Origin of the sequence: Kosakonia sp. S57, assembly GCF_016516575.1 — a bacterium.
Lineage (GTDB): Bacteria > Pseudomonadota > Gammaproteobacteria > Enterobacterales > Enterobacteriaceae > Kosakonia > Kosakonia cowanii.
The window spans coordinates 255,383-279,619 of record NZ_JACVUL010000003.1; the positions used below are offsets into that span (position 1 = coordinate 255,383).

A 24,237-nucleotide genomic window follows, 5' to 3' on the forward strand; every position below is an offset into this window, starting at 1 on the left:
GCTTTTCTGCATCATTGAATTTATTCGTTTTTCGATATGAAGGTGAAGGTATGGCAGAGATCGATGTAAAACAGCTGGCCGCCCGGATCGATACCGTGCTTGATATTCTGGTGGCCGGAGATTATCAGTCCGCTATCCGTAATCTGGAAATTCTGAAGACGGAGTTGCGGGATATCGATAACAGCGACCAGCCCCCCCACTCAGGCACGCAGAAAACGCCCTGGGAAATTTAAGTAATCTCTTTTCGCCATGACGCGGCAGCCGGGAATGCCACCGCAGTCGTGGCGATTTACATTCGCGCGAAAGATAAAAAGTGTGGCTATGAATTCCCGACAACAACTTATTTTGCAAACGGTCATCGACAAAGGTCAGATGAGCGTCGCCGATCTTGCTCGTATGACCGGCGTTTCTGAAGTGACGATTCGCCAGGATCTGAATACGCTGGAAAAGCAGAGCTATTTACGTCGCACCCACGGGTTTGCCGTGCCGCTCGACAGCGAAGACGTCGAAACGCGCATGCTGACTAACTATGCTGTTAAGCGCGAGCTGGCTGACTTTGCCGCCTCGCTGGTCAGCGCCGGTGAAACGGTGTTTATTGAGAACGGCAGCAGCAACGCCCTCCTCGCCCGCAAGCTTGGCGAGCAGCGGGACATCACCATCATTACGGTCAGCAGCTATATCGCGCATCTGCTGAAATCGGCGCAGTGCGAAGTGATTTTACTCGGAGGCATTTACCAGAAAAAGAGCGAAAGCATGGTGGGGCCGCTGACGCGCCAGTACATTTCCCAGGTCCATTTCAGTAAAGCCTTTATCGGCATTGACGGCTGGCAGCCGGAAACGGGCTTTACCGGGCGCGACATGATGCGTACCGATGTAGTGAACGCGGTGCTGGAAAAAGGCAGCGAGGCGATTGTGCTGACGGACAGCTCAAAATTCGGCGTCGTACACCCCTACACGCTTGGCCCGGTTGACCGCTTTCAGCGGGTGATCACAGATGACGCCATTTCCGCCGAGGCACAGCGCCAGCTTCAAGCGGCGGGGTTAATTATCGATATTGTCCAAACTCCATCCAACGCCTGATCCCTTTGCCCGTGAAAACGGGCTATCTCTCTCTTTTCTGAGACGATTCTGAGTATTTTATTAAGAGTTTTTACCTGGTTTGTTGCGTGCCGCTGCGTAAAATTATTATCAGCGATATAACAGGAAGTAATTATCACTCAGGTGATTGCATTACCCCTGCGCAGCAAGGTTTCACGGAAGATCTTTGAGATTATTTCTAAGACTATACTTAGAGAGCCTCTGGTTCCGTGAATCGATTATTCAGGAGAAAGTATGATGATGTTAACAAGTAAAAAAATGGCCGCGGCAGTACTGGCAGTTACCCTGGCAATGTCTCTGAGTGCTTGTGGTCACTGGGATAAACGTTCTCGTAACACCGCGATTGGCGCGGGTGCGGGTGCGCTTGGTGGTGCTGTATTAACAGACGGCAGCACGCTCGGCACGCTGGGCGGCGCGGCAGTCGGCGGTATTATTGGCCATCAGGTCGGTAAATAATTAGTCGGTACTACGGCAAATAAATATCAAGAAATCTACTTTCTTTCAGGTCTGATTTAAAAAATAGGTAAATAAAAGGCCGCGTTATTCACGCGGCCTTTCTTTTTTTAGCCACCGGCAAGTTTTACTTTCATGCCTTTTGCTTCCAGCAGTGATTTAAGCAGATCGCGTTTATCACCCTGAATCTCAATAACGCCCTCTTTCACCGCCCCGCCACAACCGCATTTTTTCTTCAGCTCGGCCGCCAGTTTGGTGAGCGCCTCGTCATCAAGATCGATGCCGGTGATTAAACAGACGCCTTTGCCTTTACGTCCGCTGGTCTGGCGCTGGATGCGCACAATGCCATCGCCTTTTGGGCGCTCTACGGCTGCTTTCTCTTCATCAATACGCCCGGTTTCGGTGGAGTAGACCAGACGGCTGTTGTTATCGCTCATGCTCTCCCCTTGCCTAACGAGGCGTTGATTGCTTTCAGGGTTTGCGCCGGATCGGCAGATTGCGTAACCGGGCGGCCAATCACCATGTAATCGACGCCTGCCTGCAGCGCCTGCTCGGGCGTCATAATCCGGCGCTGATCGCCTGCGTCGCTACCCTGCGGGCGAATCCCCGGCGTGACCAGTTTAAATGACTGACCAAGCTCGCTTTTGAAACGCACCGCTTCCTGCGCCGAGCAGACGACGCCATCAAGCCCGCACTGCTGAGTGAGACGCGCCAGGCGTTCGGCATGCTCCGCAGGGGTGGCGTTAATGCCGATATCCTGCAAATCGCTCGCTTCCATGCTGGTTAACACGGTAACCGCAATCAGCAGCGGTGCATCTGCGCCAAATGGCAGCAGCGCCTCTTTGGCTGCGGTCATCATGCGCGCGCCGCCCGAGGCGTGGACGTTGACCATCCAGACGCCAAGATCGGCCGCCGCTTTTACCGCATGCGCTGTGGTATTAGGGATGTCGTGAAATTTCAGGTCGAGGAAGATATCGAACCCGCGCTGCTGTAACTCACGCACGAATTGTGGCCCGAAGAGCGTGAACATCTCTTTGCCCACTTTCAGCCGGCAATCGCGCGGATCGATGCGGTCTACAAAAGCCAGGGCGCTGTCGCGGTTGGCGTAATCGAGGGCGACAACGACCGGAGAGTCGGTAACCGCGCGGGAAGTCGATAAAGCAGTGGACGTCATGATCAGACCTTCTGAAATGAGGGCACCCGCTCAGGCGCAAAATGGATAAACGGGCAGCATTCTACCTGCGCCGCGAGCGAAATGACAGTTCCCCTTACCTGCAAAGCGCTGACCGCACAGGAGTTGATGAAACCGTCTAAAAAAAACTCTTAAGTATGTTGTAACTAATAAAGATGTTTTTAAAAAAATTACTGTCCGTCGAGACCGCGAATTGGTTTAACCGTCGACCAGGCGCGGCAGGATGGGCAGTGCCAGTACATGGTATAAGCCGTAAAACCGCATTTATGGCAGCGATAGCGCGGCTTGCTGCGTACCTGCTCGCCGACCATCTCGCGCAGCACCATCAGGCTCTCTTTCGCGCGCCCCTCTTCCGCTTCATTGAGGTGGTAGTCCATCAGTTTATGGAACACACGCATAGTCGGATGACGCTGTAGCTGGCGCGTGACGTATCCCTGCGCGGCATCTGCCCCCTCACGACGCTCAACGATCTCTGCCAGCATCAGTTCGGCGGCGGCACCGGTATTCTCTTCAACGCAACGCTGCAGGAAAGCGGCCCACTCGTCGGTTTTACCCAATTGCAGATAGCAGGTTTGCAGCATCTCCAGCGTTTCGCTGACCAGGTCTTTATCCTGATCGATCACCTTCAGCAGGCTATCTACCGCTTTCGCGTAATCGCCGCTGGCCATAAAGACGCGCCCCATCATAATGGAGACACGCGCGCTGTCGCGATCGGCTGCTGCGCCCTTCTTCAGCAGCGCCATGGCGCGATCCATATCTTCATTACCCATCTGCTGCAGCGCGAGCTCGCAGTAGAAGTGGGCGATTTCACCGCGCTGCTTATCTTTACCAAGCTTCACAAGGCGTTCAGCGACGTCGATCGCTTTCTGCCATTCGCTGGTCGCCTGGTAGATCTGCAGCAGTTGTTGCAGCGCGCTGACGCGAAAATCGGTCTCATCCACCAGTTGGTTAAACATATCTTCGGCGCGATCGTACATCCCGGCCGCCATATAATCGCGGCCAAGCTGCTGCACTGCTAACAGGCGCTGATCGTAAGAGAGGGAGGCGCTCTCCATCAGGGTTTGATGGATGCGGATAGCGCGGTCAACTTCGCCGCGCGAACGGAACAGATTCCCGAGAGTAAGGTGCGCCTCAACCGTGCCGGTATCTTCTTTCAGCATATCGAGAAAGAGGTCTACCGCTTTATCCTGCTGATTGCTCAGTAAAAGGTTAACCCCGGCAACGTATTCACGCGACAGCCGGTTAGCCTCATCCTGTTTAGTTTGTTGAGCATTTCTGCGCCCCATGTACCAGCCATAGGCCGCTGCGACAGGCAACAACAGAAACAGCAACTCCAGCATAGAATATTATTCCTTCACCGCCGGCGTGCCGGACGTAACCGGAACATCCGCGGCGGGAGTAAGCTGCTGTTCGAGGCGTTTGATTTTACGTTCTGCACGGGCGAGAGAAACACGCACGCGTAACCAGAAGAGACCGCAAATCAGCCAGCCGATAGCGAAGCCGGTAGCAAACAGCACGGCCAGCAGCGTAGAGATGCGATATTCACCCTGTGCAAGGAGATAATTAAACGTGACTTGCTGATCGTTTTGCGCACCAAGCGTAATCGACACGACAAAAATCGCTAACACCAGTAGAAAAATGAGTAAATATTTCACATTACATCCCGTTATGTGGTTCGTGCGATGAATTTATGTGCAACTGACTGCCACAAGCCTTATAAACTACCATTTTAGCGCCCGCCGCGAAATGGGGATGCATAATGTTAATTTCTGATTTGCGGCCAAAATGATGGAAATCAAGTCTCGCTGTCACGCTCGACGATCTCCGGCACCTCTTCCGCTGGCGGCGTGAGCGGCCCGCAGATGCGCTGCGCCAGCCATGTCGCCAGCGTAACCAGAATCCAGGAGATAAGCGTCGCGACCGCTAAATCGCGCGGCCAGTGCATGCCGAGCAACAGACGGCTGCCCATCACGCTCGTCGCCCAGGCGAGTAAAATCACGATAGTCCATGTCCTTCTGCGCGGCCACAGCAGCCCGACGCCAAGCAACGCCCAGCTTGCCGCGAACATGGTATGCCCGGACGGAAAGGCAAAGCCGGTCTCTTTTTGCCAGTGATGGCGTAAAAAAGCGGGAATATCATGCTGGCTGGCGAGCTGCTCTTTTACCAGCGCGCCGCGCTCTTTGCGCTTCAGGCTGTAGAAGTGATCGGTTGGGACGGCGTGCTCTTTTTCCAGCCATAAGACGAAGGGACGCGGCTCCTGCACCTGCCCTTTGACGAAGGATTTCACCCCCTGCCCGGCCACAATCGCACAGCCGAGGATGACAAAGAGCATCAATGCGGCTTTCAGGCGAAAACGTAAGCACCACAGGAACCAGGCACAAAGTACAACGTGGGTGATAATGCCCCAGGGCTGCGTCACCGTTTCGGTCATCCAGAAGAGCACACGCAGCCACCAGTGGTTTTGCCCGGGCCCCCAGTGCCAGCCGGAGATCCAGACCGCCAGCGGCATAATTAATAAAATCGCCGCACCGGCGGTTGTTCGCTTAGCAATAGACAGCATCTCATCTCCTTGTGCGTAAGTGACACAATCATAACCGAAAAATGACAGTTTCGCTGAAACGGCGCATTTGTGCGTTTATGCGGTATTCACCGCGCAGATATAGGCGTCGTCAGGCAGCTTGTGGCAAAATGGCGCGACTCAGAAAACTTACAGGTTAACGGTGCGCGCGGCGCCCAAATAATCCGGAGATTCACATGCAACTTAAACGTGTGGCAGAAGCCAAACTGCCAACCCCATGGGGCGACTTCATGATGGTGGGTTTTGAAGAACTGGCAACCGGACAGGATCATGTGGCCCTGGTCTATGGTGATATTTCCGGGCAGTTGCCCGTTCTCGCACGTGTGCACTCCGAGTGTTTGACCGGCGATGCGTTGTTCAGCCTGCGCTGCGACTGCGGCTTCCAGCTTGAAGCGGCGCTCAATCACATTGCTGAAGAGGGTCGCGGTGTCCTGCTCTATCATCGCCAGGAGGGCCGTAACATCGGCTTGCTGAATAAGATCCGCGCCTATGCGTTGCAGGATCAGGGATATGACACCGTCGAAGCCAACCATCAGCTTGGCTTTGCCGCCGACGAACGTGACTTCACCCTCTGCGCTGATATGTTCAAACTGCTGGCGGTGGATGAAGTGCGTCTGCTGACCAATAACCCGAAGAAAGTGGAGATCCTGACCGAAGCCGGGATCAATATCGTCGAGCGCGTGCCGCTAATTGTGGGGCGCAATCCGAAGAACGAGCACTATCTCGATACGAAAGCGGAAAAGATGGGACATCTGCTGAAGTAATAAAAAAGGCCTGCAGAAGCAGGCCTTTTTGTTTAGTTGAGCATATTACGGATCACATAGTGCAGGATGCCGTCGTTACGGTAGTAGGTAAGCTCTGTCGAGGTATCAATACGGCAACGGCACGGAATCACCTCTTGCGTGCCATCGGCGCGCGTTAAGGTCACCGGCAGTTCGCCACCCGGTTTGATATTTTGCAGATCGGCAATATCGAGCCGCTCCTCCCCGGTCAGGCCCAGCGTCTTACGTGTGACGCCCTGCGGGAACTCCAGCGGCAGGATGCCCATGCCAATCAGGTTCGAGCGGTGAATACGTTCGAAGGATTCGGCAATCACCACACGAATGCCAAGCAGACGCGGACCTTTCGCAGCCCAGTCACGGCTTGAGCCGGAGCCATACTCTTTCCCGGCGATCACCGCCAGCGGCGTGCCCTCTTGCTGATAACGCATCGCCGCATCATAGATGGAGATCACTTCGCTGCCCGGCAGATGGCGCGTCATTCCGCCCTCAACGCCCGGGACCATCTCATTGCGAATGCGGATATTGGCAAAGGTGCCGCGCATCATCACTTCATGGTTACCGCGACGTGAACCGTAGGAGTTGAAATCACCCCGCTCCACGCCATGGCTTTGCAGGTAGCGCCCCGCCGGGCTGTCCGCTTTAATACTCCCCGCCGGTGAGATATGGTCGGTAGTCACAGAATCGCCCAGCATCGCGAGGATGCGTGCACCGTGGATATCCTCAACCGGTTTCGGCTCTGCCAGCATCTCGTCAAAGAAGGGTGACAGACGGATATAGGTGGAGTCATCCTGCCAGCTGTAGGTGTCGGAGCGTTCAACCTCGATCGATTTCCACTCGTCGGTGCCTTCAAACACCTCTGCATACTCTTTGCGGAACATATCGGTTGATACCTGCGCAACCGCGTGAGCAATCTCGGCGCTCGATGGCCAGATATCTTTCAGGTAGACCGGATCGCCTTTGCGATCGACCCCAAGCGGATCGGTGGCAAGGTTGATATTCATATTCCCGGCCAGCGCATAGGCGACAACCAGCGGCGGCGAAGCCAGCCAGTTGGTTTTCACCAGCGGGTGAATACGGCCTTCAAAGTTACGGTTACCGGAAAGCACCGCGCCAACGGTCAAGTCGCCTTCGCGAATCGCCTGCTCGATAGGTTCCGGCAGCGGGCCGGAGTTACCGATACAGGTTGTACAGCCGTAACCGACAAGGTTAAAGCCCAATTCATCGAGGTATGGCGTCAAACGCGCCTGCGCGAGATAGTCGGAGACCACTTTCGATCCCGGTGCCAGCGAGGCTTTCACCCACGGCTGGCGTTTCAGCCCGAGTGTGACCGCGTTCTTCGCCAGCAGGCCCGCAGCCATCAATACGCTCGGGTTAGAGGTGTTGGTACAGGAGGTGATCGCTGCAATAACTACCGCACCATCCGGCAGCTCATACTGATGGCCTTTGTGAACATAGCCGACCGGTTTGCGATCTTTCTGCGCGGTGTTGAGTTCCAGCTCGGTGCTGGCAGCAAAGGCTTTCGGCACTTCATTAAGGGTTACACGATCCTGCGGACGCTTCGGTCCGGCGATGCTCGCCTCAACCTCGCCCATATCGAGCGCCAGCGTGCTGGTGAAAACCGGCTCATCGCCCGGATTACGCCACATTCCCTGCGCTTTCGCATAGGCTTCGACCAGTGCGACCTGCTCTTCGCTACGCCCGCTCAACTGCATGTAGCCGAGCGTGACGCTGTCAATCGGGAAGAAGCCGCAGGTTGCGCCATATTCGGGTGCCATATTGGCGATGGTTGCGCGGTCGGCCAGCGGCAGCGAGTCCAGCCCGTCGCCGTAAAATTCGACAAACTTCCCGACCACGCCATGTTTACGCAGCATCTGCGTCACGGTTAGCACGAGATCCGTCGCGGTAATGCCCTCACCCAACTTGCCGGTGAGTTTAAAACCAACCACATCGGGAATCAGCATTGATACAGGTTGACCGAGCATGGCGGCTTCGGCCTCAATCCCGCCGACGCCCCAGCCCAGCACGCCGAGCCCATTGATCATGGTGGTGTGCGAGTCGGTACCTACCAGCGTGTCCGGATAGGCGATCCACTCTTTATCCTGCAACTCGCTCCAGACCGCTTTGCCCAGATACTCCAGGTTGACCTGGTGGCAAATACCGGTGCCCGGTGGCACAACGCTGAAGCGGCTAAAGGCTTGCTGGCCCCAGCGTAAGAAGGCATAACGCTCGTGGTTGCGCTCCATCTCAAGACGGACGTTCTCTTCAAATGCGTCGTCATCACCGAAGTGGTCCACGGTGACGGAGTGGTCAATCACCAGATCGACCGGTGAGAGCGGGTTCACTTTGGCGGTATCGCCGCCGAGGCGTTTAACCGCTTCGCGCATGGCGGCAAGGTCAACAACGGCCGGGACGCCGGTAAAATCCTGCATCAACACCCTGGCCGGACGATAGGCGATCTCCCGGTCGGCATGGGCATTTTTCAACCAGCCGGCCAGCGCCTGGATATCCTCTTCGGTGACGGATTCACCATCCTGCCAGCGCAGCAGGTTCTCAAGTAAGACTTTCAGGGACTTGGGTAAGCGCGAAATATCCCCAAGTTGTTTCGCAGCCAGCGGCAAGCTGTAGTAGTGGTACGTTTTGTTCTCTGCCTGCAACGTGTCCTTACTGGCTTCGCGTAGGGTCGACGACATGTGCTCCTCCTTTATTACAGGGATAGCTTTACCCTGATGCTTATCAGGGTCTGTATTAAAGATAACACAAACATATCGTAACGTTTTGATAACACCCTAAATTGCTACAAAAGGGAAAATCTTACGGGCGGGGATAAGGCGCGGATAATAAAAAACCCCGCCGACGCGAGGTTTTTCAATTCGTTACTGCAGGGCCAGCCAGACCAGCTCACCCCAGATGAGGGTGGAAACCGAGAACGCTGTCAGCCATGACCAATATTTCATACCAAGGTTATTAATCATAAAAATTTACCTCGTGAATCTATTCATCGAAACTGAGTTTTTACTCAATTCATTTATGCTGCGTATTAATTAAAGAGTACAAAAGAGCACGTCAATGAATAGCGGGTTAATTCCCCACATTGATCTTGCTGGTATATTTATTGTTTTTTAATGTCGTCTTCAGCAAAGGCGTCAATAAACGCTTTCTGCTGCGGCGTCAGCTTCCAGGAGGCCGGGAGAACGGTCACCGCTTTGTTTTTTGCTTTTGGTGGCGTGTCACGAAGCTGACACACTCGCTTAACGGGTTCGTATCGACCTGCTATCGCCATTTTACCCCCAAAATTTCCAGACCAGTAACGCAACCACTGCCCAGAACAAGGCAGAGCCAAGAAATACCGCTAGCCAGGCTTTACGCTTCAGCTCAGGGTCCCTTTGCGGCTCTTCACTTCCTGTTGGCATTGCTAACCTCGTACAATCGACATCGCTTATCATTCTGTGCACCAACAATCGGTATTAGTAATCATGGGATGAGACAAATCCTAAAAGAACTTTAGCGGAAAATCCAGTGAATTTACTCACCATTTCCAAAGAAATATTAAATCTTTTGACAACAAAGAAATAATTGAAGTAATGAATTTGCAGAGTTGCTATTTAGTTTCTATGTTTGTCGCAAAATAGAGACGGTGCGGATTTGAAATGTGACGTCAATCACTCTGCGGAGGGATTTTATCAGAGTTGATGATAATTCTAATTTAGGTTTAGGCGGCATTATGGGTATCTTTTCGGGTGATAAGATACCCGTCGGTATTATTTCTGCGGCAGCTTAATATCTTTAAACATCGCTTCGATATCGTCATTCGATCGCAACGCTACGGCGGCATCGACCACATCGCGCGTTAAATGCGGCGCAAAGCGTTGAATAAAATCATACATATAGCTTCGCAGGAAGGTGCTGCGACGGAAGCCTATTTTGGTTGTGCTGTGGCTAAAGACGCCATCGGCATCGAGTTTCACCAGATCCGGGTCCGAGACGGGATCAACCGCCATGCTGGCAATCACCCCAACCCCTAAACCGAGGCGGACATAGGTTTTAATCACGTCGGCATCTGTCGCGGTAAAGACGATACGCGGCGTTAACCCGGCGCGATTAAAGGCGGTATCGAGCTCTGAGCGGCCAGTGAAACCAAATGTATAGGTAACCAGCGGATACTGCGCCAGTTCCTCAATCGACACGGACTGCTTCGCCGCCAGCGGATGGTCCGGCGTGACCACAATCGAGCGGTTCCAGTGGTAGCACGGCAGCATCACCAGGTCGTCATAGAGATGCAGCGCCTCGGTGGCGATGGCAAAGTCAGCATTGCCTTTAGAGACCGCTTCAGCGATCTGCGTCGGCGATCCCTGATGCATATGCAACGAGACGCGCGGATAGCGCTCAATAAAGCCTTTAATCACATTTGGTAGCGCATAGCGCGCCTGGGTATGGGTGGTCGCGACGTAGAGCGAGCCCTTATCCGGCCAGGTGTGTTCCCCTGCCACCGATTTAATGGCCTCCACTTTGGACAACACTTCCCGTGCGATGCGAATAATCTCCTGCCCGGCTGGCGTCACCTGCGTAAGATGCTTTCCGCTACGGGCGAAGATTTGAATACCGAGTTCATCCTCAAGCATCCGCACCTGTTTGCTGATGCCAGGCTGCGAGGTATAGAGGCCTTCGGCCGTAGAGGAGACGTTGAGGTTGTGGTTGACCACCTCAACAATATAGCGAAGCTGCTGTAGTTTCATGACAGACCATCCGAATGAGGCAAGCGGTGAGCGCTTAAGACGATTTGATAATAAAAAAGAGAAAAACTATAACCACTATATCATTTATAGCTTCTGTGTATAGCGAGGAACTAAGAATAATAACAGATAATAAAAAGGGCCGGATTATCCGGCCCTTCTCAGTAGGTGCTTGATAGCGATTACTTTTTCGCTTCAGTCCATTTGTTGTCGATATAGAAAGCGGACCAGCCGGTGGCTTTCCCCTCTTTCTCAGAGGCGACGTACTGCTGCTTGGTTTTACGGCTAAAACGCACGATGGTTTTATTCCCGTTCGGATCTTCCTGCGGCGCATCGGCGAGATAGCGCAGCTTCTCCGGCAGGCGATCGCGGAAGCGATAGAGCTCTTCCACCAGCGGCGCACGGGTCTCGCGCGATTTCGGGAAGGTGTTAGCCGCGAGGAAGACACCTGCCGCACCGTCACGCAGCACGAAATAGGCGTCTGATTTCTCGCACGGCAGCTCAGGCAGCGGCACCGGATCTTCTTTCGGCGGCGCGACTTCACCATTGCGCAGGATCTTACGCGTATTTTTGCAATCGTCGTTGGTACAGGCCATGTATTTACCAAAACGTCCCATCTTCAGGTGCATTTCAGAACCACACTTTTCACACTCAACGATCGGACCATCATAGCCCTTGATGCGGAACTCGCCCTCTTCAATCTCGTAGCCGTCGCAGGTCGGGTTATTACCGCAGACATGCAGCTTGCGCTTCGGATCGATCAGGTAGCTGTCCATCGCCGTGCCGCACTTCTGGCAGCGACGTTTGGCACGCAGCGCGTTGGTTTCGGCGTCGTCGCCTTCCAGCACGTTGAGCACTTCATTTTCCGGGATCAGGTTGATGGTGGTTTTACAGCGCTCTTTCGGCGGCAGTGCATAACCCGAACAGCCCAGGAAGACGCCGGTGCTGGCGGTACGAATACCCATCTTGCGCCCGCAGGTCGGGCAGTCGATGCTGGTCAGCACCATCTGGTTCGGGCGCATGCCGCCCTCTTCCGGATCCTGCTCAGCCTGCTCCAGCTGACGTGAGAAATCGCCAAAGAAGCTGTCCAGCACGCTGCGCCATTCAGCTTCGTGGTTGGCGACGCGGTCGAGGCTATCTTCCATCTGCGCGGTGAAATCGTAGTTCATCAGCTCACGGAAGTTCTCTTCCAGGCGATCGGTGACGATTTCACCCATTTTTTCCGCGTAGAAGCGGCGGTTTTCAACGCGTACATAGCCGCGATCCTGAATGGTCGAGATGATCGACGCATAGGTAGACGGACGGCCGATACCGCGTTTTTCCAGCTCTTTTACCAGTGACGCTTCGCTGAAGCGCGCAGGTGGTTTAGTAAAGTGCTGGGCTGGTGTCAGTTCAATCAGCGTCAGCTCATCACCTTTATTGACCGCTGGCAGGGTGCGATCTTCATCGCCCTTACGCAGCGCAGGCATCACTTTCGTCCAGCCGTCGAAACGCAGGATACGTCCGCGTGCTTTCAGGCGGAAATCGCCCGCGCCGACGGTGAGCGTGGTGGAGTCATATTTCGCCGGTGTCATCTGACAGGCAACGAACTGGCGCCAGATCAGCTGATAGAGCTTCTGCGCGTCCGCTTCCATATCTTTTAACGATTCAGCCAGCACACTCACATCGGAAGGACGAATCGCTTCGTGAGCTTCCTGCGAGTTCTCTTTGCTGGCGTACTGGTTGGCGTTTTCTGGCAGATATTTCTTACCAAAATTATCGCCGATATAGCTGCGCACCATGCTGACCGCGTCCTGGCTCAGGTTGGTGGAGTCGGTACGCATATAGGTGATGTAACCCGCTTCATACAAGCGCTGGGCCATCATCATGGTTTTCTTCACGCCGTAGCCAAGACGCGTACTGGCGGCCTGTTGCAGCGTAGAGGTGATAAACGGCGCGCCAGGCTTGCTGCTGGTCGGCTTATCTTCGCGATCGATAACGGTATAGCGCGCTTTTTCCAGCAGGCTGACCGCCGCCATTGTCTGCTCACGGTTAACCGGACGGAAGGTTTTATCGCCTTCGTGGGTCACCTGCAGCGGCAGAGTATCGCCGCCTGGCGTTGTCGTTGCGGCGTCAATTTCCCAGAACTCTTCCGGGACAAACGCTTTGATCTCGCGTTCGCGCTCTACCACCAGGCGGACAGCGACGGACTGCACACGACCGGCGGACAAACCACGCGCGATCTTTTTCCACAGCAGCGGCGAGACCATATAACCCACCACGCGGTCCATAAAGCGCCGCGCCTGTTGGGCATTAACACGGTCGATATTCAGTTCGCCAGGCGTTTCGAAGGCCTGACGAATCGCATTCTTGGTAATTTCGTTAAACACGACACGGCTGTAGCGTGTCTCATCGCCACCGATCACTTCCCGCAGGTGCCATGCAATGGCTTCCCCTTCGCGGTCAAGGTCGGTTGCGAGATAGATGTGGTCAGCTTTTTCAGCGAGGGATTTCAGCTCGGAAACCACCTTCTCTTTACCGGGCAGCACTTCATAATGCGCGTCCCAGTTGTGCCACGGGTCAATGCCCATGCGGTTTACAAGCGCGCCCCGCTCATCCTTTTTAGGCTTTTTAGCCGGCTTGGTGGCGGTGGAGTCGGCGCTCTTTTTAGGTGCTGAGCCGCTGGTCGGCAAATCACGGATATGCCCTACGCTGGATTTCACCACGTAGTCATTGCCGAGATATTTATTGATCGTTTTGGCTTTTGCCGGGGACTCAACGATAACGAGAGCTTTACCCATATTCACCTTTACCTATTGTATTCTTCCGGAAATGCGTCGCATGTTGCGTCACATCCACTGATAAACAGTCACTATTGCGGCGGAGCCAGGGGATATCAACCCTTTGACGTTGCCGGTCACGCGAATAGAGGCATTCAGGTGACTGAGATTTCAGGCTTTTTCATATCAGCGTGGTATAGCAAGACGATAATCCGGTCGAATGTCAAGCAATTCTGTTGCCAGATTGACGAAAGGGTCACACTGTACCTGATAAAATTTGTTAAGCAACTTTATTAGCATGCAAAAACGCATCGCGCCAGGTTAACGAGACCGTAAGCCCCTCACAAAACAAGGGAAAATTTGCCCCTCATCGCGGCTAGCAGTAAACTCCGACAAAAAATGAGGAGAATGAAAATGAGCGAGACATCTCAGCCTATCGATCGTCAGTCCCTGCTTGAGCTGGCAAATCAGCTAATTCGCGATCATGACGACACGCTGGCGGGCATTGAAGCCACCGGTGTGACGCAGCGCAACGGCGTGCTGGTGTTCAGCGGAGAGTACTACCTGGATGAGCAAGGGTTGCCAACGGGGAAAAGTACGGCGGTATTCAATATGTTCAAATATTTAGCCCATGAACTTTCTGAAAAGTACCACCTGATCGATTAAAGAAGAACGCGAGGCCTGAGCCTCGCGTTTTTGTTTACATCATCGGTTTTTGCCCGCGCTGCCACCAGCGCATCAACAGATGATCTACGCTTTCTGTTGCGCTACCGGTAAAGCGCTCCAGCAACTTTTTGCGCTGCTGGTAACGCACGCCAATCGCTTCATGCTCCTGAATCAGCCCCAGTAACAGCTCGTCGCTGGTGCCTACCTCATCCACCAGCCCTTTCTCCAGCGCCTGGCTACCGTACCAGTGCTCGCCGGTCGCCACCTGCTCGATATCAAGCTGCGGCCGCATCTGGCTGACAAACTCTTTGAAGAGATCGTGCGTCTCATTAAGGTTCTCACGAAACTTCTGCCGTCCCTCTTCCGTGTTCTCACCCAGCAGCGTCAGCGTGCGCTTATACTGCCCGGCGGTATGCAGCTCGATATCGATATCTTTGCTTTTCAGGAAGCGGTTGAAGTTGGGAACCTGCGCCACCACGCCAATGGATCCAATGATGGAGAACGGCGCGGCGACAATTTTATCCGCCACGCAGGCCATCATATACCCGCCGCTGGCGGCGACTTTATCCACGGCAACGGTGAGCGGGATCTGCTTATCACGCAGGCGTTGCAGCTGGGAAGCCGCCAGACCGTATCCGTGAACCACGCCGCCCGGGCTTTCAAGACGCAGCAGCACCTGATCGTTCGGCGTTGCGACGCTCAGCACGGCAGTTACCTCTTCACGCAGGCCGTGCACTTCGCCGGCATCCATGCTGCCTTTAAAGTCGAGCACATAAACGCGCGGTTTAACCGGATCTTTTGACACGCCCGCCTTCGCCTGTGCTTTTGCCGCCTTCGCATCTGCCTTCAGCTTTTTCTTCTGCGCTTTATGCCACTGCTTCTGCTGGTGAGCATCCATCAGGCCAACGGACATCTCCTCCTGCATCTCTTTATAGTGCTCGTTAAAGCGGGTGATCTTCAGCTCGCCGCGCTGACGTTTGCGCTGGCGCAAATTGATGATAAGCGTCATAACGATCGCCACCGCAACCACCACGGTGGCGACTTTGGCTAAAAACAGACCATATTCAGAGAGTAATTCCATGCATACCACCTCGGTGACTTCACTCAATAATCGGCTCAGTGTACATGAGCGCTGCGGGCGCGTCTCGCGCCAGGCGTGCGCCCGCGTCGCCATGTTGCTGAATTTTTTAGCACTCCTTAAGGTAAAGGGTGTGTAACTCTCCCCTTCACCGATTGAAATAGCCGGACGTTTAAGGCATAAAGCCAACACGTGAAGGTGATTACAGGCTGCGGCCTGAGGAGACAGAGTGCACTATCAGCCCAAACGCGACCTGCTAAACGGTCGCATCATTCTTGTCACCGGTGCCAGCGACGGTATTGGAAAAGAGGCGGCATTAACCTACGCCCGCCACGGCGCCAGGCTGATTCTGCTGGGTCGTAATGAAGAGAAACTGCGCCACGTCGCGCAGCAGGTAAAAGACGAAGGCCAGGCCGCACAGTGGTTTATCCTCGATATGGCAACCTGCACCCCCGAAGCGTGCCAACAGCTCGCCAGTGAAATCGCCACCACCACATCCCATCTGGATGGCGTGCTGCATAACGCCGGTCTGCTCGGCGATATCTGCCCAATGAGCGAGCAGGATCCGGCTGTCTGGAACGACGTGATGCAGGTCAACGTAAATGCGACGTTCTACCTTACCCAGGCACTGCTTCCTTTATTACTCAAATCAGATTGCGGCTCGCTGGTCTTTACCTCCTCCAGCGTCGGTCGCCAGGGTCGTGCCAACTGGGGCGCCTATGCGACCTCGAAATTTGCTACCGAAGGGATGATGCAGGTGCTGGCGGAAGAGTACCAGAACCGGCTGCGCGTCAACTGCATCAACCCCGGAGGAACGCGCACCAGTATGCGCGCCAGCGCCTTCCCGACGGAAGATCCCCAGAAGCTTAAAACCCCCGCCGACATTATGCCGCTCTACTTGTGGCTGATGGGCGATGACAGCCGCCGCAAAACCGGCATGACGTTTGATGCGCAACCGGGCCGCAAGCCGGGGATCGCCCAATGAGCGATGAACGTTATCAGCAGCGCCAGCAGAAGGTAAAAGAGCGTGTCGACGCACGGGTTGCCGCCGCCCAGGATGAGCGTGGAATTGTTATTGTCTTCACCGGCAACGGCAAAGGCAAAACCACGGCGGCCTTCGGCACCGCCACGCGCGCCGTCGGGCATGGCAAAAAGGTGGGCGTAATTCAGTTTATCAAGGGCACCTGGCCAAACGGTGAGCGTAACCTGCTCGAACCGCTGGGCGTCGAATTTCAGGTGATGGCCACCGGCTTTACCTGGGACACACAAAACCGCGAAAGCGATACCGCCGCCTGCCTTGAAGCATGGCAGCACGCCGAGCGAATGCTGGCCGACCCGGCGCTGGATATGGTGCTGCTGGATGAGTTGACCTACATGGTGGCGTACGACTATTTGCCGCTGGAAAAGGTGTTAACCGCCCTGCAAAACCGGCCGCCGATGCAGACGGTGATTATTACCGGACGCGGCTGCCATCGCGATATTCTCGAGGCGGCGGATACGGTAAGCGAGTTAAGACCGGTGAAGCATGCGTTTGAGGCGGGAATAAAAGCGCAGATCGGCATCGATTATTAGCGATAAAAAAAGGGGCTTGCGCCCCTTTTTCATTAATCGTTTTTAGTGCGTCCGCCACCCGGGCGGCGATTACCACCGGCAGGCTTACCGCCAGTCGGCTGAGCGTGGCGCTTCACGGCGCGACGGATCTGATTCGCTTTCATGCGACGGCGATCTTTCTCCACCGCGACTTTTGATTGCGTCTCAGCATCCAGACCGACCAGCTCACGCAGGTAGTTAGTCTGCGCCAGATCCAGCTCGGTCCAGCCGCCGCGCGGCAGCCCTTTCGGCAACGGAATATCGCCGTAGCGTACGCGGATAAGACGGCTTACCTGCACACCGACCGCTTCCCACAGGCGACGCACTTCACGGTTTCGCCCTTCGGTCAGCGTAACGTTGTACCACTGGTTAATACCTTCACCGCCGCTGAACTTGATGGTCTTAAACGCTGCCGGACCATCCTCCAGCTGCACACCGCGCGAGAGATCGCGCAGCTTCGCGTCATCCACTTCGCCAAACACGCGCACGGCGTATTCGCGCTCGACTTCGCGGCTCGGGTGCATCAGGCGGTTCGCCAGCTCACCGTCGGTGGTGAAAAGCAGCAGACCGCAGGTGTTGACGTCCAGACGACCGACGGCAATCCAGCGCGCACCGCGCAGTTTCGGCAGACGATCAAACACCGTCGGGCGCCCTTCCGGATCGTTACGGGTGCAGAGTTCGCCTTCCGGTTTGTAATAAGCCAGTACGCGGCAGATCTGTTCGACGGACTCTTTCACCGAAATGAGGTGACCATCGATACGGATTTTCAGCCCCGGCGTGACCTCGACGCGGTCGCCCAGCGTGGCGATTTTGCCATCAACGCTGACGCGGCCTGCCTGGATAATAGTTTCGATTTCACGGCGGGAGCCGTGGCCGGCCCGCGCCAGCACTTTCTGTAGTTTCTCGCTCATCGAGCATCCTTTATGTCGCCTTCACAGGCGTCGAATAGGGTCTTCAGCCCGGCTTAAGCCGCGTCTGAAATGGCCGCGTAGTATAGCGACTTGCGCCGCTATAAGAAAGGCCTAACGTCACCGACGCCTTCACGGACCACCACCGGCGCAGCGTCAGTCAGATCGACCACCGTTGTCGGCTGCTGGCCGAGATAGCCGCCGTGAATTACCAGATCCACCAGTTTCTCCAGCCGATCTTTAATTTCATCGGGATCCGACTCGGTAAACTCGCTACCCGGCAGCATCAGCGATGTCGAGAGCATCGGCTCATTGAGCGTCTCCAGCAGCGCCAGCGCAATCGGGTTCGACGGCACGCGCAGGCCGATGGTTTTACGCTTCTCCTGCAACAGGCGACGCGGCACCTCTTTCGTCCCTTTCAGGATGAAGGTGTAGTTACCCGGCGTGTTGTTTTTGATCAGGCGAAACGCCACGTTATCGACGAACGCGTAGGTGGAGAGTTCGGAGAGATCGCGGCACATCAGCGTAAAGTTGTGGCCGTCCGGCAGGTGACGGATGCGGCAAATACGCTCCATCGCCCCTTTATCTTCAAGCTTGCAGCCCAGCGCGTAGCCGGAATCGGTGGGATAGACGATAACGCCGCCTTTGCGCACGATATCGACGGCCTGGTTGATTAAACGCGGCTGCGGATTATCTGGATGAATATAAAAAAACTGACTCATACAACCCTCTCTGTGTTGTTCTGCGGCTGCTCCCACGCCGACCAGACGCCGTCGACGCCCGCCGGAAGCCAAAGTTTGCGTCCCAGTTCGATCCAGGGACAGGGCTGATGAAAATCAGACCCCTGCGACCCCAACAGACCAAACTGACGGGCATACTCCGCCAGCTGGGTTCGCTCATTGGGAGCCTGCTGACATTGGGCAACTTCCATCGCCTCACCGCCGCATTGAGCAAAATGCGCCAGCAGTCTTTTAAGCCACTTGGCAGAAAGATTATAACGCCCCGGATGGGCCATTACCGCCGTTCCGCCAGAATGATGAATCACATCAATGGCTTGTTCTATTGTACACCACTGAGGCGGAACGTAACCCGTTTTGCCACGGGCGAGATACTTTTTGAAAACATCGGCCATATTGCCCGCTTTGCCCTGCTCAACCAGGAAGCGGGCGAAATGGCCGCGCGTCACATTCGCCCCCTGCGCCAGGCGCATCGCCCCTTCCAGCGCACCGGGAATATGCGCTTTCTCCAGCCGCTCAGCGATAAGCTTTGCGCGCTCGGTGCGGCGCTGTGATTGCTGCTCAAGAAAGTCACGCATTGCCGGGTGGTCAATATCAATATTCAGCCCAACAATGTGGATCTCATGGTTTTCCCAAAGCGTTGAGATCTCTACCCCGCTAATTAAATTGAGATCCAGCCCGGCGCGGGCGATCTCAGCGCGGGCGGCAGGAATGGCGTCCGTGGTGTCATGATCGGTGATCGCCAGAGTACCGATGCGCATTTCAACCGCGCGGTGCACCAGCGCCTCGGGGGAAAGCAGGCCATCGGAGGCGAGCGTGTGGCTGTGAAGATCGTAAATAATGGCGTAATTCGTGTCGCTCAAAGCGGCTCCGCTAATTCATCAAACTGCAATTTGTGACCTATCATAACGGGTAGCACACATTTTCTGAATTCATGGTTGACTTTCTTTTCATGAACCAGTTAACTAGTACGCAAGTTCACTCGACAACGGTATCGCAAAAATGAATGCACATCTCTTTAACAATCGCTGGTGGCGCACTCCCTGTTAAGGGCTTTGTGATCACGTGCGCATTCAGCATACCGATACCAGGCCCGCTTTTTTCAGCGGGCTTTTTTTTGAACAAATTAATGAGAGCGATGCAGATGCAAAAACCAGCACTCGACCTTCTGACCACCCAGGCGCGTTACCATAACAACCCGACGGCGCTGTTCCACCAGCTGTGCGACGCCCGTCCTGCAACACTGCTGCTTGAATCCGCCGATATCGACAGCAAAGACGATCTCAAAAGCCTGCTGCTGGTCGACAGCGCGCTGCGCATTACCGCCTTAGGTGACACTGTCACCTTAACCGCACTGACTGCTAACGGTGCCGCCCTGCTGACACTGCTTGATAATGTGCTGCCTTCAGGCGTCGAAAACCACGTGCTGGAAAACGGTCGCGAACTGCGCTTCCCGGCGGTCAGCCAGTTGCTTGATGAAGATGCCCGTCTCTGCTCGCTCTCGGTGTTTGATGCGTTTCGTCTGCTACAAGGGCTGGTTGAACTGCCGGCTGATGAGCGGGAAGCGATGTTTTTCGGTGGCCTCTTTGCCTATGACCTGGTCGCGGGTTTTGAAGATCTGCCGGAGCTGAAGCACGACCGCAACTGCCCGGACTACTGCTTCTATCTCGCTGAAACCTTACTGGTGATCGACCACCAGAAAAAAGAGACGCGCATTCAGGCGAGCCTCTTCACCCCGTCTGCGAGTGAAAAAGATCGTCTGCTGCAACGCGTCGAGACGCTGCGCCAGCAGCTGGATGCGCCCGTTACGCCGCTGCCGGTAGAAACCGTTGAACATATGCAGTGCGACTGCAACCAGAGCGATGACGCGTACGGTGATGTGGTGCGCAAAATGCAAAAAGCGATTCGCGCCGGTGAAATTTTCCAGGTGGTACCGTCGCGCCGCTTCACCTTGCCCTGCCCGTCGCCGCTCGCCGCGTATGAAGTGCTGAAAAAGAGCAACCCCAGCCCCTACATGTTCTTTATGCAGGATGCGGATTTCACGCTGTTCGGCGCCTCGCCGGAGAGTTCGCTGAAATATGACGCCAGCAACCGCCAGATTGAGATCTACCCGATTGCCGGGACGCGCCCGCGCGGGCGTCGCGCTGATGGTTCATTGGATCGCGATCTCGACAGCCGCATTGAGCTTGAGATGCGTACCGACCACAAAGAGCTCTCTGAACACTTGATGCTGGTTGACCTGGCGCGTAACGACCTGGCACGTATCTGTACGCCAGGCAGCCGTTACGTGGCGGATCTGACGAAAGTCGACCGTTACTCCTATGTGATGCACCTGGTCTCCCGCGTGGTGGGCGAGCTGCGTCACGATCTTGATGTGCTGCACGCCTATCGCGCCTGCATGAATATGGGCACCCTCAGCGGCGCGCCGAAAGTACGCGCTATGCAGCTGATTGCCGAAGCTGAAGGTACGCGCCGCGGCAGCTACGGCGGCGCGGTGGGTTACTTCACCGCCCACGGCGATCTCGATACCTGCATCGTCATCCGCTCCGCCTGGGTTGAGGATGGTATTGCCACCGTTCAGGCCGGTGCAGGCGTAGTGCTGGATTCCGTTCCGCAGTCTGAAGCCGATGAAACCCGTAACAAAGCCCGCGCGGTTCTGCGCGCTATTGCCACCGCCCACCACGCACAGGAGATTTTCTGATGGCTGACATTCTGCTGCTCGATAATATCGACTCCTTTACTTACAACCTGGCGGATCAGCTGCGCGCAAGCGGACACAACGTGGTGATTTACCGTAACCATGTTCCGGCCCAAACCTTAATTGACCGCCTGGCAACCATGCAAAACCCGGTGCTGATGCTCTCACCTGGCCCGGGTGCCCCTTCTGAAGCGGGCTGCATGCCGGAACTGCTGACGCGTATGCGCGGCAAGCTGCCGATTATCGGCATCTGCCTCGGTCACCAGGCGATTGTCGAAGCTTATGGCGGATATGTCGGCCAGGCCGGTGAGATCCTGCATGGTAAAGCCTCCAGTATTGAACATGACGGCCAGGCGATGTTCGCAGGCCTCAGCAACCCGCTGCCGGTTGCCCGCTACCACTCGCTGGTTGGCAGTAATATTCCCGCCGGGCTCACCATCAATGCCCATTTTAATGGCATGGTAATGGCGGTGCGTCATGACGCCGATCGCGTTTGCGGCTTCCAGTTCCACCCGGAATCGATTCTCACTACCCAGGGCGCGCGCCTGCTGGAGCAGACGCTGGCATGGGCGTTGCAGAAGCTGGAGCAAGCAAACACGCTGCAACCGATCCTTGAAAAGCTCTATCAGGCTGAGACGCTGAGCCAGCAGGAGAGCCACCAGCTCTTCTCCGCAGTAGTACGCGGTGAGCTGAAGCCGGAGCAACTGGCGGCGGCGCTGGTCAGTATGAAGATCCGTGGCGAGCAGCCGCAGGAGATTGCCGGTGCGGCGACTGCTCTGTTGGAAAACGCCGCGCCCTTCCCGCGCCCGGAATATGCCTTTGCCGATATCGTTGGCACCGGCGGCGATGGCAGCAACAGTATCAATATTTCCACTGCCAGCGCCTTTGTCGCTGCCGCCTGCGGCCTGAAGGTGGCCAAGCACGGCAACCGCAGTGTCTCAAGCCGCTCAGGCTCGTCGGATCTTCTGGCGGCGTTTGGCATCAATCTGGATATGAATGCGGATAAATCCCGCACGGCGCTTGATGAGCTCGGCGTCTGCTTCCTCTTCGCGCCGAAGTACCACACCGGGTTTCGCCACGCGATGCCGGTTCGCCAGCAGCTAAAAACCCGCACGCTGTTTAACGTGCTCGGGCCGCTGATTAACCCGGCGCACCCGCCGCTGGCGTTGATTGGCGTCTACAGCGCCGAACTGGTGTTGCCGATTGCCGAAACCCTGCGCGTGCTCGGTTATCAGCGTGCGGCGGTGGTACACAGCGGCGGAATGGATGAGGTGTCGCTGCATGCGCCGACGGTGGTTGCCGAACTGCACGACGAGGAGATCAGGAGCTATCAGCTAACGGCGGCTGACTTTGGCCTGACCGCGTACCATCAGGAGGCGCTGGCGGGCGGCACGCCGGAAGAAAACCGTGACATTCTGACCCGCTTATTACAAGGTAAAGGCGAGCCTGCTCACGAGGCTGCCGTCGCCGCCAACGTCGCCATGTTGATGCGGCTACACGGCAAAGAAGATCTGAAGGCTAACGCGCAGCAGGTACTGGACGTCCTGCACAGCGGCGCCGCTTACGACAAAGTCACCGCACTTGCGGCAAGAGGGTAAACAATGCAGACCGTTTTAGCGAAAATCGTCGCCGACAAAGCTGTATGGGTTGCGGCGCGCAAGGAGCAACAACCGCTGGCCTCTTTTCAGAACGAGGTGCAGCCGAGCACACGCCACTTCTATGAAGCACTGCGTGGAACACATACCGTGTTTATCCTCGAGTGCAAAAAAGCGTCCCCCTCGAAAGGGGTGATCCGCGCGGATTTCGACCCGGCGCGCATTGCGGATATCTATCAGCATCACGCCTCGGCAATCTCGGTGCTGACCGATGAGAAATATTTCCAGGGCAGCTTCGACTTCCTGCGTATCGTCAGCGAAATCGCGCCGCAGCCGGTGCTGTGCAAAGACTTTATTATCGATGCCTATCAGATTTACCTGGCGCGCTACTACCATGCGGACGCCTGCCTGTTAATGCTCTCGGTGCTGGATGATGAGCAGTACCGCACGCTTTCCGCCGTGGCGCACAGCCTCAATATGGGCGTGCTGACAGAAGTGAGTAATGAAGAGGAGCTGGAGCGCGCCATCGCGCTGGGCGCCAAAGTTGTCGGCATTAATAACCGCGACCTGCGCGACCTCTCCATCGATCTCAACCGCACCCGCGAACTGGCCCCGCGTCTTGGCGCTGGCGTAACGGTAATCAGCGAGTCCGGCATCAACACCTATGCGCAGGTGCGTGAACTGAGCCACTTTGCCAACGGTTTCCTGATTGGCTCCGCGCTGATGTCTCACGACGATCTGGATGCGGCGGTAAAACGCGTCCTGCTGGGTGAAAACAAAGTGTGCGGCTTAACCCGCGCCGAAGATGCGCAGGCAGCATATGACGCCGGAGCGCTTTATGGCGGGCTGATTTTTGTTGCCGCCTCGCCGCGCGCGGTCAGCGTTGAGCAGGCAGAAAAAGTGATGCAGGGCGCGCCCCTGAATTATGTTGGCGTGTTCCGTAATGCCCCTGTCGACGACGTTGTGGCGACCGCAGCTAAACTTAAGCTCAGTGCTGTTCAGCTGCACGGCGATGAAGATCAGGCCTACATCTCCGCCCTGCGCGCGCAGCTTGGCGAGCAGACGCAAATCTGGAAAGCCCTGAGCGTTACCACCACACTGCCGCCGCGCAACCTTGAGCACGTCGATAAATATGTGCTGGATAATGGCCAGGGCGGCACGGGCAAAAGTTTTGACTGGTCACTGCTGACCGGCGAAACGCTCGACAATGTGCTGCTGGCGGGCGGCCTGGGCGCGGATAACTGCGTACAGGCGGCGAAAGCTGGCTGTGCCGGATTAGATTTCAATTCTGGCGTAGAGTCGGAGCCGGGTATTAAAGACGCCAGCAAACTGGCCTCGGTATTCCGTACGCTGCGTGCATATTAAGGAAGCAA

At 55.8% G+C, this 24,237-nt stretch carries 24 protein-coding genes and 1 other annotated feature; of the genes, 10 read left to right on the forward strand and 14 right to left on the reverse strand.

Annotation, left to right across the window (positions count from 1 at the left end; translation table 11 throughout):
- Positions 1 to 50 precede the first annotated feature (50 nt).
- The 3 genes from IAE48_RS04410 (at position 51) to osmB (ending at position 1,554) form a co-directional block, all read left to right on the forward strand.
- Positions 51 to 233: a hypothetical protein gene (locus IAE48_RS04410; protein WP_200133607.1), complete on the forward strand. Its 183-nt coding sequence runs from the start codon at positions 51 to 53 to the stop codon at positions 231 to 233.
- Between the two features lie 88 nt (positions 234 to 321).
- A complete protein-coding gene (locus tag IAE48_RS04415; protein ID WP_200133608.1) occupies positions 322 to 1,080 on the forward strand; it encodes a DNA-binding transcriptional regulator YciT in 759 nt (252 codons plus the stop codon).
- Positions 1,081 to 1,335: 255 nt separating this feature from the next.
- The gene (gene osmB / locus IAE48_RS04420) at positions 1,336 to 1,554 is read left to right on the forward strand and encodes an osmotically-inducible lipoprotein OsmB (protein WP_034812242.1); all 219 of its coding nucleotides are present in this window, start codon (positions 1,336 to 1,338) and stop codon (positions 1,552 to 1,554) included.
- A 107-nt stretch (positions 1,555 to 1,661) separates the two neighbouring features.
- On the opposite strand, the gene yciH is transcribed toward osmB, so the two are convergent.
- The 5 genes from yciH to pgpB form a co-directional block, all read right to left on the reverse strand.
- A complete protein-coding gene (gene yciH, locus IAE48_RS04425; protein ID WP_200133609.1) occupies positions 1,662 to 1,988 on the reverse strand; it encodes a stress response translation initiation inhibitor YciH in 327 nt (108 codons plus the stop codon).
- Positions 1,985 to 2,725, reverse strand: a complete 741-nt coding sequence (pyrF, locus tag IAE48_RS04430) for an orotidine-5'-phosphate decarboxylase (RefSeq protein WP_200133610.1) — start codon at positions 2,723 to 2,725, stop codon at positions 1,985 to 1,987. Before pyrF ends, yciH begins: the two co-directional genes overlap by 4 nt.
- A gap of 188 nt (positions 2,726 to 2,913) precedes the next feature.
- Positions 2,914 to 4,083 (reverse strand): lipopolysaccharide assembly protein LapB, encoded by a 1,170-nt coding sequence (gene lapB, locus IAE48_RS04435; RefSeq protein WP_094419792.1) that lies wholly within the window; start codon positions 4,081 to 4,083, stop codon positions 2,914 to 2,916.
- A 6-nt stretch (positions 4,084 to 4,089) separates the two neighbouring features.
- The gene (locus IAE48_RS04440; RefSeq protein ID WP_200133611.1) at positions 4,090 to 4,398 is read right to left on the reverse strand and encodes a LapA family protein; all 309 of its coding nucleotides are present in this window, start codon (positions 4,396 to 4,398) and stop codon (positions 4,090 to 4,092) included.
- Between the two features lie 140 nt (positions 4,399 to 4,538).
- Entirely contained in the window at positions 4,539 to 5,303 is a 765-nt protein-coding gene (gene pgpB / locus IAE48_RS04445) for a phosphatidylglycerophosphatase B (RefSeq protein WP_200133612.1), read from the reverse strand.
- Positions 5,304 to 5,497: 194 nt separating this feature from the next.
- On the opposite strand from pgpB, the gene ribA reads away from it, so the two are divergent.
- Positions 5,498 to 6,085 carry a GTP cyclohydrolase II gene (ribA, locus tag IAE48_RS04450; protein WP_200133613.1) on the forward strand — a complete coding sequence of 196 codons (588 nt, stop codon included), beginning with the start codon at positions 5,498 to 5,500 and terminating at the stop codon, positions 6,083 to 6,085.
- Positions 6,086 to 6,117: 32 nt separating this feature from the next.
- On the opposite strand, the gene acnA is transcribed toward ribA, so the two are convergent.
- The 5 genes from acnA to topA form a co-directional block, all read right to left on the reverse strand.
- Positions 6,118 to 8,793, reverse strand: coding sequence for an aconitate hydratase AcnA (gene acnA / locus IAE48_RS04455; protein ID WP_200133614.1), 2,676 nt, complete (start codon positions 8,791 to 8,793; stop codon positions 6,118 to 6,120).
- Positions 8,794 to 8,976: 183 nt separating this feature from the next.
- Positions 8,977 to 9,075, reverse strand: a complete 99-nt coding sequence (gene ymiC / locus IAE48_RS24000) for a small membrane protein YmiC (protein ID WP_233631411.1) — start codon at positions 9,073 to 9,075, stop codon at positions 8,977 to 8,979.
- A 309-nt stretch (positions 9,076 to 9,384) separates the two neighbouring features.
- Positions 9,385 to 9,546 (reverse strand): YmiA family putative membrane protein, encoded by a 162-nt coding sequence (locus IAE48_RS04460; RefSeq protein ID WP_076769923.1) that lies wholly within the window; start codon positions 9,544 to 9,546, stop codon positions 9,385 to 9,387.
- Between the two features lie 315 nt (positions 9,547 to 9,861).
- Entirely contained in the window at positions 9,862 to 10,836 is a 975-nt protein-coding gene (cysB, locus tag IAE48_RS04465; protein ID WP_023478728.1) for an HTH-type transcriptional regulator CysB, read from the reverse strand.
- A gap of 179 nt (positions 10,837 to 11,015) precedes the next feature.
- The gene (gene topA / locus IAE48_RS04470; RefSeq protein ID WP_200133615.1) at positions 11,016 to 13,613 is read right to left on the reverse strand and encodes a type I DNA topoisomerase; all 2,598 of its coding nucleotides are present in this window, start codon (positions 13,611 to 13,613) and stop codon (positions 11,016 to 11,018) included.
- Positions 13,614 to 14,006: 393 nt separating this feature from the next.
- Here topA and IAE48_RS04475 point away from each other — a divergent pair, with 393 nt between their 5' ends.
- A complete protein-coding gene (locus IAE48_RS04475) occupies positions 14,007 to 14,258 on the forward strand; it encodes a YciN family protein (protein ID WP_023478774.1) in 252 nt (83 codons plus the stop codon).
- A gap of 34 nt (positions 14,259 to 14,292) precedes the next feature.
- Here IAE48_RS04475 and sohB read toward each other — a convergent pair whose 3' ends face one another.
- Positions 14,293 to 15,339: a protease SohB gene (sohB, locus tag IAE48_RS04480; RefSeq protein ID WP_200133616.1), complete on the reverse strand. Its 1,047-nt coding sequence runs from the start codon at positions 15,337 to 15,339 to the stop codon at positions 14,293 to 14,295.
- Positions 15,340 to 15,565: 226 nt separating this feature from the next.
- Between sohB and IAE48_RS04485 the strand changes: the two genes are divergently transcribed.
- Positions 15,566 to 16,321 carry a YciK family oxidoreductase gene (locus IAE48_RS04485; protein ID WP_200133617.1) on the forward strand — a complete coding sequence of 252 codons (756 nt, stop codon included), beginning with the start codon at positions 15,566 to 15,568 and terminating at the stop codon, positions 16,319 to 16,321.
- Positions 16,318 to 16,908 (forward strand): cob(I)yrinic acid a,c-diamide adenosyltransferase, encoded by a 591-nt coding sequence (gene cobO, locus IAE48_RS04490; RefSeq protein ID WP_054803446.1) that lies wholly within the window; start codon positions 16,318 to 16,320, stop codon positions 16,906 to 16,908. Before IAE48_RS04485 ends, cobO begins: the two co-directional genes overlap by 4 nt.
- A gap of 32 nt (positions 16,909 to 16,940) precedes the next feature.
- Here cobO and rluB read toward each other — a convergent pair whose 3' ends face one another.
- The 3 genes from rluB to rnm all read right to left on the reverse strand — a co-directional run bounded on the left by rluB (position 16,941) and on the right by rnm (position 19,434).
- Positions 16,941 to 17,837, reverse strand: coding sequence for a 23S rRNA pseudouridine(2605) synthase RluB (gene rluB / locus IAE48_RS04495; protein WP_054803447.1), 897 nt, complete (start codon positions 17,835 to 17,837; stop codon positions 16,941 to 16,943).
- Positions 17,838 to 17,935: 98 nt separating this feature from the next.
- Positions 17,936 to 18,556, reverse strand: a complete 621-nt coding sequence (locus tag IAE48_RS04500) for an L-threonylcarbamoyladenylate synthase (RefSeq protein WP_200133618.1) — start codon at positions 18,554 to 18,556, stop codon at positions 17,936 to 17,938.
- Entirely contained in the window at positions 18,553 to 19,434 is an 882-nt protein-coding gene (gene rnm / locus IAE48_RS04505; protein WP_094419784.1) for an RNase AM, read from the reverse strand. The genes IAE48_RS04500 and rnm overlap by 4 nt, the downstream gene beginning before the upstream one ends.
- Before the next feature lie 160 nt (positions 19,435 to 19,594).
- Positions 19,595 to 19,690 (forward strand) — a sequence feature (Trp leader region).
- Between the two features lie 19 nt (positions 19,691 to 19,709).
- On the opposite strand from rnm, the gene IAE48_RS04510 reads away from it, so the two are divergent.
- The 3 genes from IAE48_RS04510 to trpCF are packed head-to-tail and all read left to right on the forward strand — an operon-like array spanning position 19,710 to position 24,229.
- The gene (locus IAE48_RS04510) at positions 19,710 to 21,272 is read left to right on the forward strand and encodes an anthranilate synthase component 1 (protein ID WP_200133619.1); all 1,563 of its coding nucleotides are present in this window, start codon (positions 19,710 to 19,712) and stop codon (positions 21,270 to 21,272) included.
- Positions 21,272 to 22,867 (forward strand): bifunctional anthranilate synthase glutamate amidotransferase component TrpG/anthranilate phosphoribosyltransferase TrpD, encoded by a 1,596-nt coding sequence (gene trpD / locus IAE48_RS04515; protein ID WP_200133620.1) that lies wholly within the window; start codon positions 21,272 to 21,274, stop codon positions 22,865 to 22,867. Before IAE48_RS04510 ends, trpD begins: the two co-directional genes overlap by 1 nt.
- Before the next feature lie 3 nt (positions 22,868 to 22,870).
- The gene (gene trpCF, locus IAE48_RS04520) at positions 22,871 to 24,229 is read left to right on the forward strand and encodes a bifunctional indole-3-glycerol-phosphate synthase TrpC/phosphoribosylanthranilate isomerase TrpF (RefSeq protein ID WP_200133621.1); all 1,359 of its coding nucleotides are present in this window, start codon (positions 22,871 to 22,873) and stop codon (positions 24,227 to 24,229) included.
- Positions 24,230 to 24,237 lie beyond the last annotated feature (8 nt).

Excerpts from the sequence above, each read along its gene's own strand:
- IAE48_RS04410 (WP_200133607.1), top strand. The coding sequence starts at position 51 with ATGGCAGAGATCGATGTAAAACAGCTGGCCGCCCGGATCGATACCGTG.
- cysB (WP_023478728.1), bottom strand. The coding sequence starts at position 10,836 with ATGAAACTACAGCAGCTTCGCTATATTGTTGAGGTGGTCAACCACAAC.
- IAE48_RS04510 (WP_200133619.1), top strand. The coding sequence starts at position 19,710 with ATGCAGATGCAAAAACCAGCACTCGACCTTCTGACCACCCAGGCGCGT.
- lapB (WP_094419792.1), bottom strand. The coding sequence starts at position 4,083 with ATGCTGGAGTTGCTGTTTCTGTTGTTGCCTGTCGCAGCGGCCTATGGC.
- ribA (WP_200133613.1), top strand. The coding sequence starts at position 5,498 with ATGCAACTTAAACGTGTGGCAGAAGCCAAACTGCCAACCCCATGGGGC.
- pyrF (WP_200133610.1), bottom strand. The coding sequence starts at position 2,725 with ATGACGTCCACTGCTTTATCGACTTCCCGCGCGGTTACCGACTCTCCG.
- sohB (WP_200133616.1), bottom strand. The coding sequence starts at position 15,339 with ATGGAATTACTCTCTGAATATGGTCTGTTTTTAGCCAAAGTCGCCACC.
- cobO (WP_054803446.1), top strand. The coding sequence starts at position 16,318 with ATGAGCGATGAACGTTATCAGCAGCGCCAGCAGAAGGTAAAAGAGCGT.
- ymiC (WP_233631411.1), bottom strand. The coding sequence starts at position 9,075 with ATGATTAATAACCTTGGTATGAAATATTGGTCATGGCTGACAGCGTTC.
- IAE48_RS04475 (WP_023478774.1), top strand. The coding sequence starts at position 14,007 with ATGAGCGAGACATCTCAGCCTATCGATCGTCAGTCCCTGCTTGAGCTG.
- IAE48_RS04460 (WP_076769923.1), bottom strand. The coding sequence starts at position 9,546 with ATGATAAGCGATGTCGATTGTACGAGGTTAGCAATGCCAACAGGAAGT.
- yciH (WP_200133609.1), bottom strand. The coding sequence starts at position 1,988 with ATGAGCGATAACAACAGCCGTCTGGTCTACTCCACCGAAACCGGGCGT.
- topA (WP_200133615.1), bottom strand. The coding sequence starts at position 13,613 with ATGGGTAAAGCTCTCGTTATCGTTGAGTCCCCGGCAAAAGCCAAAACG.
- acnA (WP_200133614.1), bottom strand. The coding sequence starts at position 8,793 with ATGTCGTCGACCCTACGCGAAGCCAGTAAGGACACGTTGCAGGCAGAG.
- trpD (WP_200133620.1), top strand. The coding sequence starts at position 21,272 with ATGGCTGACATTCTGCTGCTCGATAATATCGACTCCTTTACTTACAAC.
- osmB (WP_034812242.1), top strand. The coding sequence starts at position 1,336 with ATGATGTTAACAAGTAAAAAAATGGCCGCGGCAGTACTGGCAGTTACC.
- pgpB (WP_200133612.1), bottom strand. The coding sequence starts at position 5,303 with ATGCTGTCTATTGCTAAGCGAACAACCGCCGGTGCGGCGATTTTATTA.
- trpCF (WP_200133621.1), top strand. The coding sequence starts at position 22,871 with ATGCAGACCGTTTTAGCGAAAATCGTCGCCGACAAAGCTGTATGGGTT.
- IAE48_RS04415 (WP_200133608.1), top strand. The coding sequence starts at position 322 with ATGAATTCCCGACAACAACTTATTTTGCAAACGGTCATCGACAAAGGT.
- rluB (WP_054803447.1), bottom strand. The coding sequence starts at position 17,837 with ATGAGCGAGAAACTACAGAAAGTGCTGGCGCGGGCCGGCCACGGCTCC.
- IAE48_RS04500 (WP_200133618.1), bottom strand. The coding sequence starts at position 18,556 with ATGAGTCAGTTTTTTTATATTCATCCAGATAATCCGCAGCCGCGTTTA.